This is a genomic window from Rudaeicoccus suwonensis, assembly GCF_007829035.1.
Classification (GTDB): Bacteria; Actinomycetota; Actinomycetes; order Actinomycetales; family Dermatophilaceae; genus Rudaeicoccus; species Rudaeicoccus suwonensis.
This window is the reverse complement of the sequence record NZ_VIVQ01000002.1, coordinates 56,724-70,889: the sequence shown is the minus strand read 5'-3', so window position 1 is coordinate 70,889 and position 14,166 is coordinate 56,724. Positions and strand designations below refer to the sequence as shown.

Annotated in this window: 14 protein-coding genes; 2 read left to right on the top strand and 12 right to left on the bottom strand. The window is 64.4% G+C overall.

The features are described 5' to 3' along the window. Nucleotides 1-186: 186 nt before the first annotated feature. Entirely contained in the window at nt 187-972 is a 786-nt protein-coding gene (locus BKA23_RS11530; protein ID WP_145228733.1) for a dioxygenase family protein, read from the bottom strand. 179 nt (nt 973-1,151) lie between these two features. On the opposite strand from BKA23_RS11530, the gene topA reads away from it, so the two are divergent. Both topA and BKA23_RS11520 read left to right on the top strand, forming a co-directional pair. Then, nucleotides 1,152-4,007, top strand: coding sequence for a type I DNA topoisomerase (topA, locus tag BKA23_RS11525; protein WP_145228732.1), 2,856 nt, complete (start codon nt 1,152-1,154; stop codon nt 4,005-4,007). A 95-nt stretch (nt 4,008-4,102) separates the two neighbouring features. Then, nucleotides 4,103-4,774: a hypothetical protein gene (locus BKA23_RS11520; RefSeq protein ID WP_145228731.1), complete on the top strand. Its 672-nt coding sequence runs from the start codon at nt 4,103-4,105 to the stop codon at nt 4,772-4,774. 3 nt (nt 4,775-4,777) lie between these two features. On the opposite strand, the gene BKA23_RS11515 is transcribed toward BKA23_RS11520, so the two are convergent. From BKA23_RS11515 to BKA23_RS11465, 11 genes are all read right to left on the bottom strand, one after another. Next, on the bottom strand, nt 4,778-5,482 hold the full coding sequence (locus tag BKA23_RS11515; protein WP_145228730.1) for a type 1 glutamine amidotransferase domain-containing protein: 705 nt from the start codon (nt 5,480-5,482) through the stop codon (nt 4,778-4,780). A 216-nt stretch (nt 5,483-5,698) separates the two neighbouring features. Continuing rightward, entirely contained in the window at nt 5,699-6,571 is an 873-nt protein-coding gene (locus BKA23_RS11510; protein WP_211841699.1) for an AraC family transcriptional regulator, read from the bottom strand. Between the two features lie 162 nt (nt 6,572-6,733). Next, the gene (locus BKA23_RS11505) at nt 6,734-8,197 is read right to left on the bottom strand and encodes an NAD-dependent succinate-semialdehyde dehydrogenase (protein WP_211841698.1); all 1,464 of its coding nucleotides are present in this window, start codon (nt 8,195-8,197) and stop codon (nt 6,734-6,736) included. Beyond that, nucleotides 8,194-8,589: a nuclear transport factor 2 family protein gene (locus BKA23_RS11500; protein ID WP_145228728.1), complete on the bottom strand. Its 396-nt coding sequence runs from the start codon at nt 8,587-8,589 to the stop codon at nt 8,194-8,196. Before BKA23_RS11500 ends, BKA23_RS11505 begins: the two co-directional genes overlap by 4 nt. Before the next feature lie 33 nt (nt 8,590-8,622). Next, nucleotides 8,623-9,360, bottom strand: a complete 738-nt coding sequence (locus tag BKA23_RS11495) for an iron-sulfur cluster assembly protein (RefSeq protein ID WP_145228727.1) — start codon at nt 9,358-9,360, stop codon at nt 8,623-8,625. Then, entirely contained in the window at nt 9,357-10,613 is a 1,257-nt protein-coding gene (locus BKA23_RS11490; protein WP_145228726.1) for an NAD(P)/FAD-dependent oxidoreductase, read from the bottom strand. Before BKA23_RS11490 ends, BKA23_RS11495 begins: the two co-directional genes overlap by 4 nt. After that, nucleotides 10,610-10,936, bottom strand: coding sequence for a Rieske 2Fe-2S domain-containing protein (locus BKA23_RS11485; RefSeq protein ID WP_145228725.1), 327 nt, complete (start codon nt 10,934-10,936; stop codon nt 10,610-10,612). Before BKA23_RS11485 ends, BKA23_RS11490 begins: the two co-directional genes overlap by 4 nt. A gap of 5 nt (nt 10,937-10,941) precedes the next feature. Then, nucleotides 10,942-12,003, bottom strand: coding sequence for a ferritin family protein (locus tag BKA23_RS11480; RefSeq protein ID WP_145228724.1), 1,062 nt, complete (start codon nt 12,001-12,003; stop codon nt 10,942-10,944). After that, nucleotides 12,000-12,320 (bottom strand): MmoB/DmpM family protein, encoded by a 321-nt coding sequence (locus BKA23_RS11475; protein ID WP_145228723.1) that lies wholly within the window; start codon nt 12,318-12,320, stop codon nt 12,000-12,002. Before BKA23_RS11475 ends, BKA23_RS11480 begins: the two co-directional genes overlap by 4 nt. Next, complete coding sequence (locus BKA23_RS11470; RefSeq protein ID WP_145228722.1) at nt 12,317-12,640, bottom strand: toluene-4-monooxygenase system B family protein; 324 nt, start codon at nt 12,638-12,640, stop codon at nt 12,317-12,319. Before BKA23_RS11470 ends, BKA23_RS11475 begins: the two co-directional genes overlap by 4 nt. Next, nucleotides 12,637-14,160: a ferritin family protein gene (locus BKA23_RS11465; RefSeq protein ID WP_145228721.1), complete on the bottom strand. Its 1,524-nt coding sequence runs from the start codon at nt 14,158-14,160 to the stop codon at nt 12,637-12,639. The genes BKA23_RS11470 and BKA23_RS11465 overlap by 4 nt, the downstream gene beginning before the upstream one ends. Between the last annotated feature and the right edge of the window lie 6 nt (nt 14,161-14,166).

Below are 14,166 nucleotides of genomic sequence, written 5' to 3'. Positions count from 1 at the left end.
GCGCTATTCCGACGAATGCTGACATCTCGTGGTGGGCGGGGTGGGTGGTTCCGACGAATCCTGACATCTCGTGGTGGGCGGGGTGGGTGGTTCCGACGAATCCTGACATCTCGTGGTGGGTTGGGTGGGTGGTTCCGACGGATGCTGACATCTCGTGGTGGCCGTCGGCGTGCCGAAACGGGTCCCTCAGGCCGCGGACAGCTGCCAGGAGCGCTTGGACAGCCCGTGCCAGAAGCCGTCGATCACCGACGTCGATCCGGATCCGTCGGCGGACGCGGCACCGAGTGCGACATACAGCGGCGCCCAGTGCTCGGTGCGCGGGTGCGCCAGCTGCGCTGCGGGTGCCTTGTCGCTGAAGTCCATCAGCGCGTCGAGGTCACCGCTGGCCATCGTCTCGGCGGCCCAGTGGTCGAATTCCGCCGACGGTGACGGCGCGTGACCGTTCGCGGCGGGATTCATCAGCGACAGGTTGTGCGTGGTGAAGCCGGATCCGACGATGAGCGTGCCGGAGTCGCGCAACGGTGCCAGCCGCTGACCCAGGGCGTAGAGCCGCTGCGGGTCCAGCGTCGGCATCGACAGTTGCAGCACCGGGATGTCGGCGTCGGGATACATCTCGACCAGCGGCACGTAGGCGCCGTGATCGAGGCCGCGCTCCTGCGAGCGGTGCACCTGCTGGCCGGGCGTGCTCAGCAGTTTGTCCAGGTCGTCCGCGAGATCAGGTGCTGCAGGCGCGTCATACGTGACGTCGTAGTACTTCTGCGGGAATCCCCAGAAGTCGTACACGAGCGGCGCACCGACGGTCGAGGTGATCGCGAGCGGTGCCTGCTCCCAGTGCGCCGACACCATCAGGATCTGCTTCGGCCGGGGCAGATCGGCACTCCACCGGCTCAGTTCGTCGGGCCAGACGGCGTCGTCGGCCAGCGGGGGAGCGCCGTGGCTGAGGAAGAGCACCGGCATACGTTCTGAGGTCATGACATCCATGTCATCAGAAACAAGTTAAACATTCAACTATATTCCGTATGGCGTTCGCCACGCCCGTTCGGAGGGGCCTTGCAGCGGGATCACAGCCGCAGCGCGTTACCGTCATGGGCGTTCGCACGTCGACGCAGCGACGAATCCGCTGCACGTGTGACAGGAAGTGAGTTACCTCCGTGGCACGCAAGCTGGTCATCGTCGAGTCGCCGAACAAGGTCAAGAACATCGCCGGATACCTCGGCGACGACTTTGTGGTCGACGCGAGCGTCGGGCACATCCGCGATCTGCCGAACCCGTCCGAGCTGCCGCCGGAGATGAAGAAGGGCCCCTACGGCAAGTTCGCGATCGACATCGAGGGCGGCTTCGACCCTTATTACGTCGTCGACACCGGCAAGCGTAAGAAGGTTGCCGAGCTCAAGCGACTGCTCAAGGATTCCGACGAGCTCTACCTGGCAACCGATGAGGACCGTGAGGGCGAGGCCATCGCGTGGCACCTCCTCGAGGTGCTCAAGCCCAAGGTGCCGGTCAAGCGGATGGTCTTCCACGAGATCACCAAGGAGGCCATCCAGCGCGCGGTGAACAACACCCGCGACCTCGACGAGCGCATGGTCGACGCCCAGGAGACCCGCCGGGTGCTCGACCGCCTCTACGGCTACGAGGTCAGCCCCGTGCTGTGGCGCAAGATCCGTCGCGGCCTGTCCGCGGGCCGAGTGCAGTCGGTGACGACCCGCATCGTCGTCGAGCGTGAGCGCGAACGTATGGCGTTCCGCGCCGCCTCCTACTGGGATGTCGAGGGCGAATTCGCTCCGCAGGGCAGCGCCGGGCAGGCGTTCACAGCGCGCTTGTCACAGCTGGACGGCCGACGTGTCGCCACCGGCCGCGACTTCGACGACCGCGGAAACCTCAAGAGCGACAGCGTCTTTCACCTCGACCAGGCGCAGGCGACCTCGGTCGCGACGACGGTGGCCGCGGCCACCGCGACCGTCAGCTCGGTGCAGGAGAAGCCCTACACGCGGCGGCCCAGCGCACCGTTCACCACCAGCACGTTGCAACAGGAGGCCGGGCGCAAGCTGCGGATGAGCAGCAAGGCCGCGATGGGTGTTGCGCAGCGGCTGTACGAAAACGGCTACATCACCTACATGCGCACCGACTCGATCACGCTGAGCGAATCGGCGATCACGGCCGCGCGCAGTCAGGCTCGCGACCTGTATGGCGCGGAGTACGTCCCCGACGCGCCGCGTCGCTACCAGGGCAAGGTCAAGAACGCCCAGGAAGCGCACGAAGCGATCCGTCCCGCTGGAGATTCCTTCCGCACGCCGGCGCAGGTTGCCGGTCAGCTGCGCGGCGACGAGTTCGCGCTCTACGAGCTCATCTGGAAGCGCACCGTCGCCTCCCAGATGGCGGACGCTCGCGGATCCACCGCAACCGTGAAACTGACTGTGCCTGTTGTGGATTCGGGTGTCGCGTCGTCGGCGGAGTTCTCTGCCAGCGGCACGGTCATCACCTTCCGCGGATTCCTCGCGGCATACGAGGAGGGTCGGGACGCCGAGCGCAATGCTTCCGGAGACGACGCCGAGCGCCGCCTGCCGAAGCTGTCCGAGGGCGTCCTGGCCGACGTGCTGCGGGCCGAGGCCGACGGCCACGAGACGACGCCTCCGCCGCGCTACACCGAGGCGACGCTGGTCAAGGCGATGGAGGAGATGGGCATCGGGCGGCCGTCGACCTATGCCCAGATGGTCGGCACGATCCAGGACCGCGGTTACGTCAACAAGCGCGGCACCGCGCTGATCCCGACGTGGACCGCCTTCGCGGTGACCAGGTTGTTGGAGGAACACTTCCCGTCGCTGGTCGACTACGACTTCACCGCCTCGATGGAGGAGGGCCTGGACCGCATCGCGCGTGGTGACGAAGGCCGCGTGCAGTGGCTCAGCTCGTTCTACTTCGGCGACGGCACCAAGGTGCTCGATGACGACGGGCTGCCGGACAACGGCCCGAGCGGCACCGAGGGCCTGCAGCAGATGGTCGAGCATCTTCCCGACATCGATGCCCGCGCCATCTCGACGATCGAGCTGGGCGACGGTGTCGTCGTGCGGGTGGGGCGATACGGCCCGTATGTCGAAGAAGTGACCCCATCGGGCGTCGACCCGTCGACAGGTGAGGTTGCCGAGGGCGTCGAGATCAAGGATCCGCGTCGTGCATCCATCACCGATGACATCGCCCCGGACGAGATGACCGTCGCCAAGGCGCGCGAACTACTCGAGACCTCCGAGGACGACGGCAAGGTGCTGGGTCAGGACCCCGCCACCGGCCACGACATCGTCGCCAAGGCCGGGCGCTACGGGCCGTATGTCACCGAGGTGCTGCCGGCTCCGCCCGAGCCTGCGCCGCCCGCCGACGGTGCCAAACCCAAGCGGGCCAAGAAGGTTGCCGGGCCCAAGCCGCGCACCGCCAGCCTGTTCAAGGACATGGATCTGGCCTCGATCGACCTCGACACCGCATTGAAGCTGCTCAGCCTGCCTCGAGTCGTCGGCACCGTCACCGAGGGTGAGGGCGAGGACGCCAAGACCGTCGAGATCACCGCGCAGAACGGTCGCTACGGGCCGTATCTGAAGAAGGGCACCGACTCGCGGTCGCTGGCCACCGAGCAGCAGCTGTTCGACATCACGCTGGAGGAGGCCGAGGCGATCTACGCCCAGCCCAAGCAGCGCGGTCGAGCGGCGCAGCCTCCGCTGAAGGAGCTCGGAGCCGACCCGGTGTCCGGCAAGCCCGTCGTGGTCAAGGACGGCCGCTTCGGCGCCTACGTGACCGACGGCGAGACCAATGCGACGCTGCGGCGTGACGACGACCCGGCGACCATCACGCCGGAGCGCGGTTTCGAATTGCTCGCCGACAAGCGCGCCAAGGGCCCGACGACTCGCAAGCGGGCGGCCAAGAAGGCTCCCGCGAAGAAGGCTGCAACAAAGAAGACAGCGTCCAAGAAGACAGCCAAGAAGGCCCCTTCGAAGAAGGCCGCCGCCGTCTCGGAGGACTGACCGGCAGAAAGCTCACCGGCATACAGCTGGAACCGAACGGGGATCTTCCTCCGTCGTAGGCATGAAGCTCATTCGCCTATAACGGAGGAAGTCCCATGTCTGTCAAGCAGATTCGGCCTATCGTAGCGGCGTCCGTCGCACTCGTCGCAGCCGTTGCGCTCAGCGCGTGCAACGACAACTCGGCGCCACAGGTGGCGCCGGCGCCGTCCAGCAAGACCGCATCGACGGCCACGCCCAGCACGTCGACCAGTACCGACCCGGGCGCGCGGGAGAGCGCCTCGCCGGTGACGCCCAAGACCAGCGCGTCGGTCGCGACCGGCTCGACCGACACCAAGGTCACGCCCTCGGGCACCGTGCTGAAGTTCGGTCAGCCGGCAGTCATCAAGGACGACGACGAAGGGACCTTCCGCATCGTCGTCAAGAGCTTGACGAAGGCGCCCGCCTCGGCATACAGCGCGGCGAATGTGAATCAGTCGAGCGGCACGATGTACTACATCAACTTCGACGTCACCGATCTCGGCGGTTCGCAGTACTTCACGCCGTCGTCGCCGAATTTCCTGTTCCTGTATCCGACGTTCACTTCGTCACAGAAGGCGAAAAGCGGTGGCGCGCCGTTGAATTCGCTGCCCGGCGGCTGCACGCCGAATGACAACACGATGACGACCGGTCAGACTGCGAGCAACTGCTATTACTACCAGATCACCGGAGCGACGCCCACGACCGTGACCTACAACGACTACTCGATCAACCTGACCTGGCAGAGCTGACTGTCAGGCGGTGAGGTCGGCGACCACCCGGCGAGCAAGAGTCTCGGTGGAGGCCGGATTCTGGCCGGTGTAAAGGTTTCCATCGACGGCGATATGCGGAGCCCAGTCGTCCGGAGAGGCGCTGTAGCGCCCACCTTCAGCCCGCAGACGGTCTTCGAGGGTCCACTTTGCGACCGACGTGAACCCGACCTCGCTCTCCTCCTTGTTGCTGAACCCGGTGACATCTCGGCCGGTGAAAAGCCAGCTGCCGTCGTCGGAACGCGCGGGTAGTAGTGCGGCCGGTCCGTGGCACACCGCCGCAATGGGCTTGTCGGCTGCCGCGAAACGGCACAGGAGTGACCCGAAGGCGCGCGACACCGCGAGATCCTCCATCGGGCCCCAACCACCCGGTATGAAGATCAGGTCGTAGTCGGCTTGGTTGCAGTTCTCGAGCACCGCAGGCGCGTTGTTGTCGACGATCGTCGTGACTCGAGAACGCAGTCTGCCGGCCTGAGCCTCGCTGTCGCCGTTGTAGATCGGCAGGAATCCCATTTCGTCAGCGGTAGGTATGACGCCGGCGGGGGTGGCGATCGTCAGACTGAGGCCGGCTTCGTCGAAGACGTCGTAAACGGTGGCGAGTTCTTCGGGCCAGTAGCCGCTGGGCTGCAGGGTGCCGTCGGCAAGAGTCCAGTGATCGGAGCCGGTCAGGGCGAGTAGTGCGCGTGACATGAGAGCCTCTCAACTTCGTTGGAAAGCGGACTCGTCCATCAGATCGGGATAGCCGATCAAAGGCGAGGGATGCAGCGCAGATGTGGCCGAATCCGCAAGTCCACGAGAGGAATCCGCAGATTTGAGGTTGGGACCACGGGCGACTGCATTTCTGCGCGCAGCTCTGTGACGCGATCGTTCCGTTGTAGGACGATCGATCGGCAGTGAGTCGGTCAGTCAGGCGTGTTCGACGCTGCGGAGCGCAACGGGCTCCGCTCCGGTGAGTGCGTCACTGAACGCGCGGGGCGTCAGGCCGAAACGGTCGCGGAACTCGTTGATGAAATGCGATGTGCTGCGGTAACCAACCGCCTTGGAGATCTGGGTGACGTTCGAATCGTCCTCCACCAGCAGTTCGCGTGCCTTGTTCAGGCGCATCTCCTTGACGAATTGATAAGGCGATTTTCCGGTGACGTCGCGGAACACGTGTGAGAACGCGGAGGGGCTCATGAAGGCTCGTTCAGCGAGCTCGCTGACTGTGATCGGTTCGGCGAGATGCTCGTTGACGAAGGCGATGCTGGCGGCCACAGGGTTGTTGGCACTCTCGGCCGCTGCGCGCTCGACAAGCCGGGTGTACTGCTCCGCTTGCAGGGCCCGATAGACAATCTCCTTCAGGTATGTCGGTGCCAGGACCCGCCGATCGGAACCGGTGTCGAGTGCCCGGAGAAAGCGGAGGATGGCATCCATCATCGCGCGATCGAGTGCAGACACGAACGAGCGGTTCAGGTGCTGCGAGCTGTCGCCGACGGGCGCGAAGGCTGTCGTCTGCCGTTCGAGGATGATGTCCGCCGAGACTTCGCGCACCAGGTCGGGATCGAGTTGCAGGCCGAATGACAAGAACGGCATCGCCGGACTTGCTTCGACGATTTCGGTGCAGAACGGCTTGTTCCCGCTGATGGCGAGGTAGGTGAACGGGTCATAGTGATAGGTGGTTTCGTCGACAGTGATCCGCTTTTTGCCTTGCGCGATGATGCACAGGTGCAGCTCGCGGACCTCCTCCCACTCTGGCTCGGCGGGACTTTCGAAGCGGTAGAACGTGAGCCCGGGCCACAAGCCTGTGTTGAGACCGACATGGGTCGCGCGCGACTTGATCTCGGCGACCAGATCGCCGGAGCTGATCCGAAATTCCAAAAGGTCAAGCGTCTGGCTCATCGGGTGTCACCGTCCTTTGTGATGAACAGATTTTATGTGTCTCAGATCACATACGCGAGAGATCTAGGTGGATCTCGGTGCCCAGTCGACCGACAGGTACTGCGTTTGGAGGAATTCGAGCAGACCCTCGTGGCCACCTTCGCGACCGAGCCCGGACTGCTTCACCCCGCCGAAGGGCGCGGAGGGGTCCGACACCAGTCCGCGGTTCACGCCGACCATGCCCGCCTCGACTTCCTCGGAAATGCGTAGGGCACGTTCAAGGTCGCGACTGAAGACGTACGCCGCAAGACCGAACTCGGAGGCATTCACCTGCGTCAGGAGGTCGGCTTCATCAGTCCACGACACCAGAGGGGCGACAGGTCCGAAGGTCTCCTCGACGATGAGGCGCGCGTCGGCGGGCACATCGGTCAGCACGACCGGGCCGAGGAAGTAGCCGCCGGATCCTTCCGGAATCGGACTGCGGTGAGCGATTGTCGCACCCGCCTCGACTGCTTCGTCGATCTTGCGGGTGATCTCTGCGACGGCTCGAGCACTCACGAGCGGACCGATGTCTGCACCGTCGGTTGCCGCACCGACACGGTGAGCTGCGAATCGCGCGCCGAGCATGACCGCGAACCGGTCGATGACGCTCGCGTGCACGTAGAACCTGTTCGCGGCGGTGCATGCCTGCCCTCCGCCACGCAACTTCGCAACGACCGCTGCGTCGACTGCCAGTTCGAGGTCGGCGTCGTCGGCCACGATGAATGGGGCATTGCCTCCGAGTTCCATCGCGGTCACGACAACGCGATCGGCCGCCTGACGCAACAACTGTTTGCCGACCGCTGTCGATCCGGTGAACGAGAGCAAGCGAACTCGTGGATCGTCCAGCCACGCGGTGACGACAGCGGCGGCCGATGTCGTGGGCACGAGGTTGACGACACCGGGCGGAAAGCCCGCCTCTTCGAGCAGGTGGGCGATCTTGATCGCAGTGAGCGGGGTCTCCGCGGCCGGCTTGAGCACAGCGGTGCATCCGGCTGCGAGGGCCGGAGCAAGTTTCCGCGTCGCCATCGCGGCGGGGAAGTTCCACGGCGTCACCAAAGCTGCGACGCCGATGGGGTGGTGGGTGACCACAGTGCGCGCACCACCGGATGGCGCCACACCGTAGGCGCCCGTGCCGCGCACCGCCTCCTCGCTGAACCAGCGGAAGAACTCCGCGGCATACGTCACCTCTGCACGTGCGTCGGCCGATGACTTGCCGTTCTCCGCGCTGATCACTCCGGCGATCTCGTCCGCGTCGCGCATCATCAGGTCGAAAGCGTGGCGCAGCAACTCTGATCGTTCCCGTGGCGGCACGTGACGCCAGTCGCCGAAGGCCGTCGCCGCTGAGTTCACGGCCGCTGTGGCGTCGGCGGATGTGCCGTTGGCGACGCGCGTCAGCGGACGACCTGTTGCGGGATCGTCGACGACGAAGGTTGACTCAGATGCTCTCCAGATCCCGCCGATCAGGATGGCGCGACCCGGATCAAGCGCCTCGAGCTGACGTGTCACGCGCCGACGGACTTCCAGTACGAATCCTTGCGCGCGATCCTGCCGTCGCGAAACTCCCACAGGTCGCAGCCGCGCGCGCGGATCGAGTCACCGGCACTGGTTGTTCCTGTGACAAGCCATTCTGAGACGCCGAGACTGCCACTGACCCAGTGCCGGTCGGCGGCATACTGAACGTCTGGAATCGACGTGAACCGGGCGGCCAGGCCCTCGCGCACCGCCTTCTTGCCCACCAGCCGACTGCCGTACGGTTCAGGGCCTTGAGAGGTGTCGAAGGAGCAGTCCTCGTCAAAGAACTCCATGATCGCGTCCAGATCGTGGGCGTTGAACGCGACCATGAGCTGTTCGAGAGTGTCAACCGTCACCGGGTGGGGCACAGAAACAGGTTCGGTCATGAGGTGAGACTCCTAGTAGTCGTGTCTGCGAATTCAGAAGTGCGAGAAGCCGATTGCCTGCAGCTGCTCGCGGCCATCGGCACTGATGTCGGACGGTTTCCACGACGGCAACCACTCCCACTGCAGGCGGAACGCCCGAACCTGATCCGAGAGCACGGCCGAGATGTTGCGTTCCATCACCTCCGTGAGCGGGCAAGCCGCCGAGGTGAGGGTCATGACGATGGTCACTTCGCCCGCCTCGTCGAGCGTGATCTCTCTGACGAAGCCGAGATCGACGACGTTGACGCCGAGGTCAGGATCGATGACGTCGTAGAGCGCGTCGCGAACCCTCAGTTCGGCCGGGTTCTCGGCGTGTCTTGTCGGCGCGGGTTCTGATGGTGCACTGTCGGCGCGTTGCTGCTCATCTGTCGCGACGAGACCCTGAGGTCGCAACGTGATCGTCACGTCGCTCGCCGGGCTGCTGATCCAGTCCGCGACGCCGTGTGCCTTGCGCCGGATCCGGACGATGTCGTCGACTGCTGTTGCCGTGCCGCCGGCGACGACGAGCGTGTCGCCGCCATGACCGCAGGTGCCCGACTTCGCGAGCGCTTTGTCCAGCAGCCTGGCGACTTGTTCGTAGGTGCGCCCGGGGCCGAATCGCAAGAGATTCCGTGCCTGGACGGCACCCATTCCACGTACCAGCGAGATGGCGGCTGAAGCGTCCGCTGCCACAATCCGCAGTTGCGATTCGCGAGCGCGGATCTCGGTGGCTTCGGCGAGGCTGATGGTCATGCGCGGACCCTCTCCCGGTTGCGTGTCGTCGTCGGTCGTTGCCGTGGCGGCGCCAGGCTTTTGAGGTCGAATCCCTCGTCGGCCAGTTGGGCTTCGGTGACGTTGTGAGGGGTGCCGATCAGCTTCCGGATTTGCAGTATGTCGCGGGGTCTGTCCAGAGCGACAATCGAGCGAATTCGGTTCTCGTGCATCGTGATCACCGACAAGGACAGGCTGTGAAGCGAGCCTCGCAGCACGCGTGTGCCCGGGCCTGAGTAGTGGCCGCCGACCGACTGGATCTGGTGGTCGTACTGGTGTGACCAGAAGTAGTGCTCCTCAGTGAAAGCGGTGGGTTCACCGGTGAGTGTGCGGGCCAGATACTGCCCGTGCCGCATCGCCGTGTCGTGGTGCTCGACGCGGATGTGACGACCGTGCGTGGGATGGAATCGGGAAGCGACATCGCCGATGGCGAAGACGTCATCAGCTGATGTCCGCCCGAACTCGTCCGTGGTCACCCCGTCCGAGACGTTCAGCCCTGCCTGGACTGCAATTTCGGTGTTCGGGATCGATCCCACCCCCACCAGCAGGTCGTCGCACAGCACCATGCCATCAGTGGTGGTCAGTTCGACCCCTGCAGTCGTCTCAAGCATCGATGTCACATGCACGCCGGTCCGAATGTCGACCCCGCGCTCGGCATGGACCCGCCCGATCGCCAGCTCGATCTCTGTCGCACCGATGCGCTGCAGGACACGATCGCCCGGCTCGAAAAGCGTTACCTGCAAACCACGTTCGACGGCGACGGCAGCCACCTCGCACCCCACGAAGCCGCCCCCGAGGATCGCCAGGTGGCGCCCTCGCTCCAGTCTGTCCACGAGACGTGTCGTGTCGGCGACGGTACGTATGGCGTGGACGCGCTCGCCTGCGAAACCGGGAAGTACGCGAGCACGCGAACCAGTGGCAAGCACCACGGTGTCGTAGTCGATGACACGGTCGTCAGAGAGGACGACGCAATGGTTCGAGACGTCGACTGTTTCGGCTCTGACGCCGAGCGCGAGGACCACGCCGTGATCGGCATACCAACCGGGGGAATTGATCTGGATGTCGGCCAATCCCCAGGCGCCCGTGAGGAATTCCTTCGACAACGGCGGCCGCTCGTAGGGCACATGAGGTTCGTCTCCCACCAGAGTGATGTCGCCGTCGAAGCCGCGGTCGCGCAGTCCCGCGATGGTGGAGGCAGCAGCGACGCCACCGCCGATGATCACGCACCGTGTCATGGCAAGCTCACCGAGATGGCGCCGTCATCGTCGACCGAGCACGCGTACCGCACCAAGGTCGTATTGGCGGGATTGATGCCCTCTGCGGTTGACACGTCAAACTCCCACAGGTGCTGGGCGCAGGTCAGTTTCTCGCCGTCGAGGTCTCCGTCGTCCAGCGGCCATTCCTGGTGAGGGCACCGGTTTCGGTAGGCGAAGACATCCCCGTCCACGTTGACCAGGAGTACGGACTGCCCCTGGACATCGACTGCGACCATCTCGCCTTCCCAGAGGTCGTCCAGATGAGAAACGACATGCCACTGCTGTGCCAAGGTGTCGCCCATCGCAGTCACTCGCCGATCGCCCGCGCGGGTGTGGTGGACTCGTCGAACATGAGCGCGTGCAGCGCGGCGCGGCTTTCGCGAACACCGGCCAATGCGTCATCCGTGGAGCGTCCGAGGAACGGGGCGAGAGCAGCCACAGCCTCGTCGGCGCGCTCCGACCAGCGATCAATCCACTTGCGCAGCGGCTTCTCGTTGCCAGGTCGTTGCTCAAGGGCATAGCGGACGAGGGCGGCGCTCCATCTGTCCCGACGAGCGCTGTCCGCTCGCAACAGGCTCGACACCAGCCAGGTCTGCTCGTCGCCGGCTGCGCGACTGACATCGCCGAGTTGCCGTAGGAGGAAATCGTCGAGCGTCGGAGCAAGCACCGCGTTCAGTGAGGTGAACGACTCACCCCAGTCGTAGGCGATCAATGCACGCTCGATCGCTTCGCGTGCCGGTTGCCAGGCCGGATGGGTCTCCCACAGACGCCGCTCGTCGGTTCCGATCCCGGATGTGGGGTGAGCCAGTTGCAACGAGCGAGTTCGGTAGGCGATGGTCGTCACCCGTCTCAGGAAGTCGGCGTTGGCGTAGCCGGCTGCACTGGTGACATAGGACGTCGGTCCAATGAAGCCGATGTATGCCTCCGCCTGCTGGAAGCCGTGCACCAGATAGCGGGAAGGTGTCATCACCATCCCGAGACGGGTGACCTGGTCGGGGTCGAGGGTCCGATCCGCATCGGCATACTGCTCGAGCACGCCATCGAGCTTGGTCTGCTCCGTCGCCTGGAGGTTGACGTAGGAGCGGTATGCGATCTTGTCCGGATCGCGGAAGCCTTCCCAATCCGGGGCGCTGAGCGGCGAGTGCTCGCGGTAGGTCAGGAACCACAGGTTGCCGGGCGACGACGGATTCTGCTCGAAGACGCTGGACTTGTTGGCCCGGGTGTTCCAGTTCTGAGCGTGCGTGACCACTTCGTACTCACTTGGCAGCCGGCGCACATCGCCGAAGGCGCTGAAGGTCCGCATTTTGCGCTGACGCGGTTTGCGTGGCGCGACGTGATCGGTGCCCAAATCGACGGGTTGGTCGTTCATGACAGCGCTCCTTGGGTGGTGGTGACACGCGTTTTGGCGGCCTCGGCCGACTCCCAGCGAATGCGATCGCTCTCGGTCGAAACTCGACCGGCAAAGGACGACATGGCGACCTCGAGAGAGCGGATCCGGTAGTCCGCGCCCAGGTGTTCCTGCAATGTTGCTTCGGTGAGTTCGAGGCTGTCCTCGGCGTGGACTCTGATGTAGGCGCCGCGATCGGTGACCTCGATGTCCGTGTCCGGGTTGTCGTCCTCGATGGCGGCGATGATCTGGTCGACGTCGTCGCCGTGGCGCAGTACGGGACCGACGGGATTGTTCATGATGCGGTTTCCTCTGGCAGATCCGAAGTGAGGTCGTAGTCGACGGTCACGTGGTCGAGTGGCTTGATGCCGGCTTCTGCAACGGTCATGTGCCCAGGGAGGCGACGACCGTGGTGAATCACGATCTTGGGATGCGGCAGGGCACGCACCCGTCTACCCTCCGAGTGGTGCGCGACGGCCGCCGCCACCTCGTCGATCGTGTTGGCCGTCGTGACGGGCACGAGGATCTGGACGAAATCAGTCCAGAAGATTGCGTTGAGCGGCACCAGCTCAGGTGCTTGCTCGTCGGCAACTACCTCCGGCATCGGTGTCGTGCTCATGCGGCACCACCGATGGTGATCAGGCCGCTGGCTTCGCGTCCGACGTAGTCGCGAGTCCATGCCTCGTAGTCGGGATCGTCTCCCATGACCTCGGGGGTGATGCCCATGTAGTCGAGCAGTCCGGGCACCGTCATCGGTTGGATGTGACCGGCCAAGAACCTGTCGACCAGCGTCTGGTGGTTGACGTTGTCCCGGTCCTTCCACCAAATCTGCCGGCACCCCATCGAGCAGAAGTGGAGGGTCTGGCCGTTGTAACTCAGCGAGGTGTCACGGACGCGCCAGCTGCCGTCGCGGCCCTGGGTTGGGTTGCACGCAGGGAGGTGGCAGGTGCTGCACAACCATGGCAATGTCTCCGGCAGGGTCGCTTCGACGTTGTTGGCGTTGATGTTGTCGATGATGACGTCCCACTTGTCGCCGTAGACCGTCTCCCAGTTCGGGTACTTCTCGTGCAGCCAGTCGCGTTCTTCTGCGGAAACGCCTGCTTTCGGCTTCCACCACAATGTCGGGCGCCACGTCCACAGACCCATGTGGAGGCTGTGGTGCCAGATGTCGAGGGACCGCATGAATTCGTCCCAGAACCACGGCTTCTTCAAGCCGTAGTCCTCGATCGTCCGGATGAACTGATCGACGATCCATTCCTCCATGAACTCCCGGTACGACTGCTTCCGGTGTTCGAGTGGGGTGTAGTAGTCCATCGCAGGCCCCGTCAACGCGGCGAAGGCCCGAGCGTTCGCCCAAAAGCCCTTGTCGATGACCCACTGTGCGCGTGCCGGGTCGTGCTCGACGAGGATCTCCAACGTTGCGACGCCCTGTTGAGAGTGCCGCGCTTCGTCGGTCTGGATCGAGGAGATCATGCTGGCGAAGTTGACGTCCCCGGCTTCCAGCGCGTCCGCCGACAGCGCGACGAACTGCAGATTGGTGAAGCCCGTCTCGAAGGTGAGAGGCAGCATCAGAGCACAGTCGACTGTGTTGGATGTCGTCATGAAGCCGTCGAACAAGGTACGCAACGCGATTGGCACCCAGTCGTTCGTGCTGTAGGTCTTCTGGGTCCAGTCGAATTGCGGGTCCTTCTCAACGAGGGCATGGCCGAAGAACGTGGTGAGGTTCTGGTGGCGCAGTTCGTCGAGTTGACCGTAGACAGCCATGTTTCGCCAGGCGCCGTTGAGTCCGAAGCGTGCCATCTTCAACTCGGCGAGCATCGCTGTGTATTCGACCTGTGCGACACCGCCGAAATGCATCTTCGTCGCCGACTTCCATCCTTCGTCGAGGTGGTCGAAGGTGGGCGTACGTTGCAGTGCGTTCTTGACGGCGTATGTCGCCGATTCCTTCTCGCGTTGTGTGTAGACGTACTCGGGATACGAGACCTTGTACCCCTCCTCCCACTTGAGCCACGCATCCCGGGGCACCTTGCCGGTGCCGGCGAGCCAATCGGGATACACCGCCTCGTCATCGACGTACGACAGCGTCCAGTCGACATCGCGGACAAAATGCTGCCACTCTTCTCGCTTCAGCAGAGTCATGGTCGT

What these genes read in the sequence shown, in the direction of transcription:
- BKA23_RS11530 (WP_145228733.1), bottom strand. Translation starts at nt 972, where the DNA reads ATGACCTCAGAACGTATGCCGGTGCTCTTCCTCAGCCACGGCGCTCCC.
- BKA23_RS11520 (WP_145228731.1), top strand. Translation starts at nt 4,103, where the DNA reads ATGTCTGTCAAGCAGATTCGGCCTATCGTAGCGGCGTCCGTCGCACTC.
- BKA23_RS11515 (WP_145228730.1), bottom strand. Translation starts at nt 5,482, where the DNA reads ATGTCACGCGCACTACTCGCCCTGACCGGCTCCGATCACTGGACTCTT.
- BKA23_RS11500 (WP_145228728.1), bottom strand. Translation starts at nt 8,589, where the DNA reads ATGACCGAACCTGTTTCTGTGCCCCACCCGGTGACGGTTGACACTCTC.
- BKA23_RS11495 (WP_145228727.1), bottom strand. Translation starts at nt 9,360, where the DNA reads ATGACCATCAGCCTCGCCGAAGCCACCGAGATCCGCGCTCGCGAATCG.
- BKA23_RS11490 (WP_145228726.1), bottom strand. Translation starts at nt 10,613, where the DNA reads ATGACACGGTGCGTGATCATCGGCGGTGGCGTCGCTGCTGCCTCCACC.
- BKA23_RS11485 (WP_145228725.1), bottom strand. Translation starts at nt 10,936, where the DNA reads ATGGGCGACACCTTGGCACAGCAGTGGCATGTCGTTTCTCATCTGGAC.
- BKA23_RS11480 (WP_145228724.1), bottom strand. Translation starts at nt 12,003, where the DNA reads ATGAACGACCAACCCGTCGATTTGGGCACCGATCACGTCGCGCCACGC.
- BKA23_RS11475 (WP_145228723.1), bottom strand. Translation starts at nt 12,320, where the DNA reads ATGAACAATCCCGTCGGTCCCGTACTGCGCCACGGCGACGACGTCGAC.
- BKA23_RS11470 (WP_145228722.1), bottom strand. Translation starts at nt 12,640, where the DNA reads ATGAGCACGACACCGATGCCGGAGGTAGTTGCCGACGAGCAAGCACCT.
- BKA23_RS11465 (WP_145228721.1), bottom strand. Translation starts at nt 14,160, where the DNA reads ATGACTCTGCTGAAGCGAGAAGAGTGGCAGCATTTTGTCCGCGATGTC.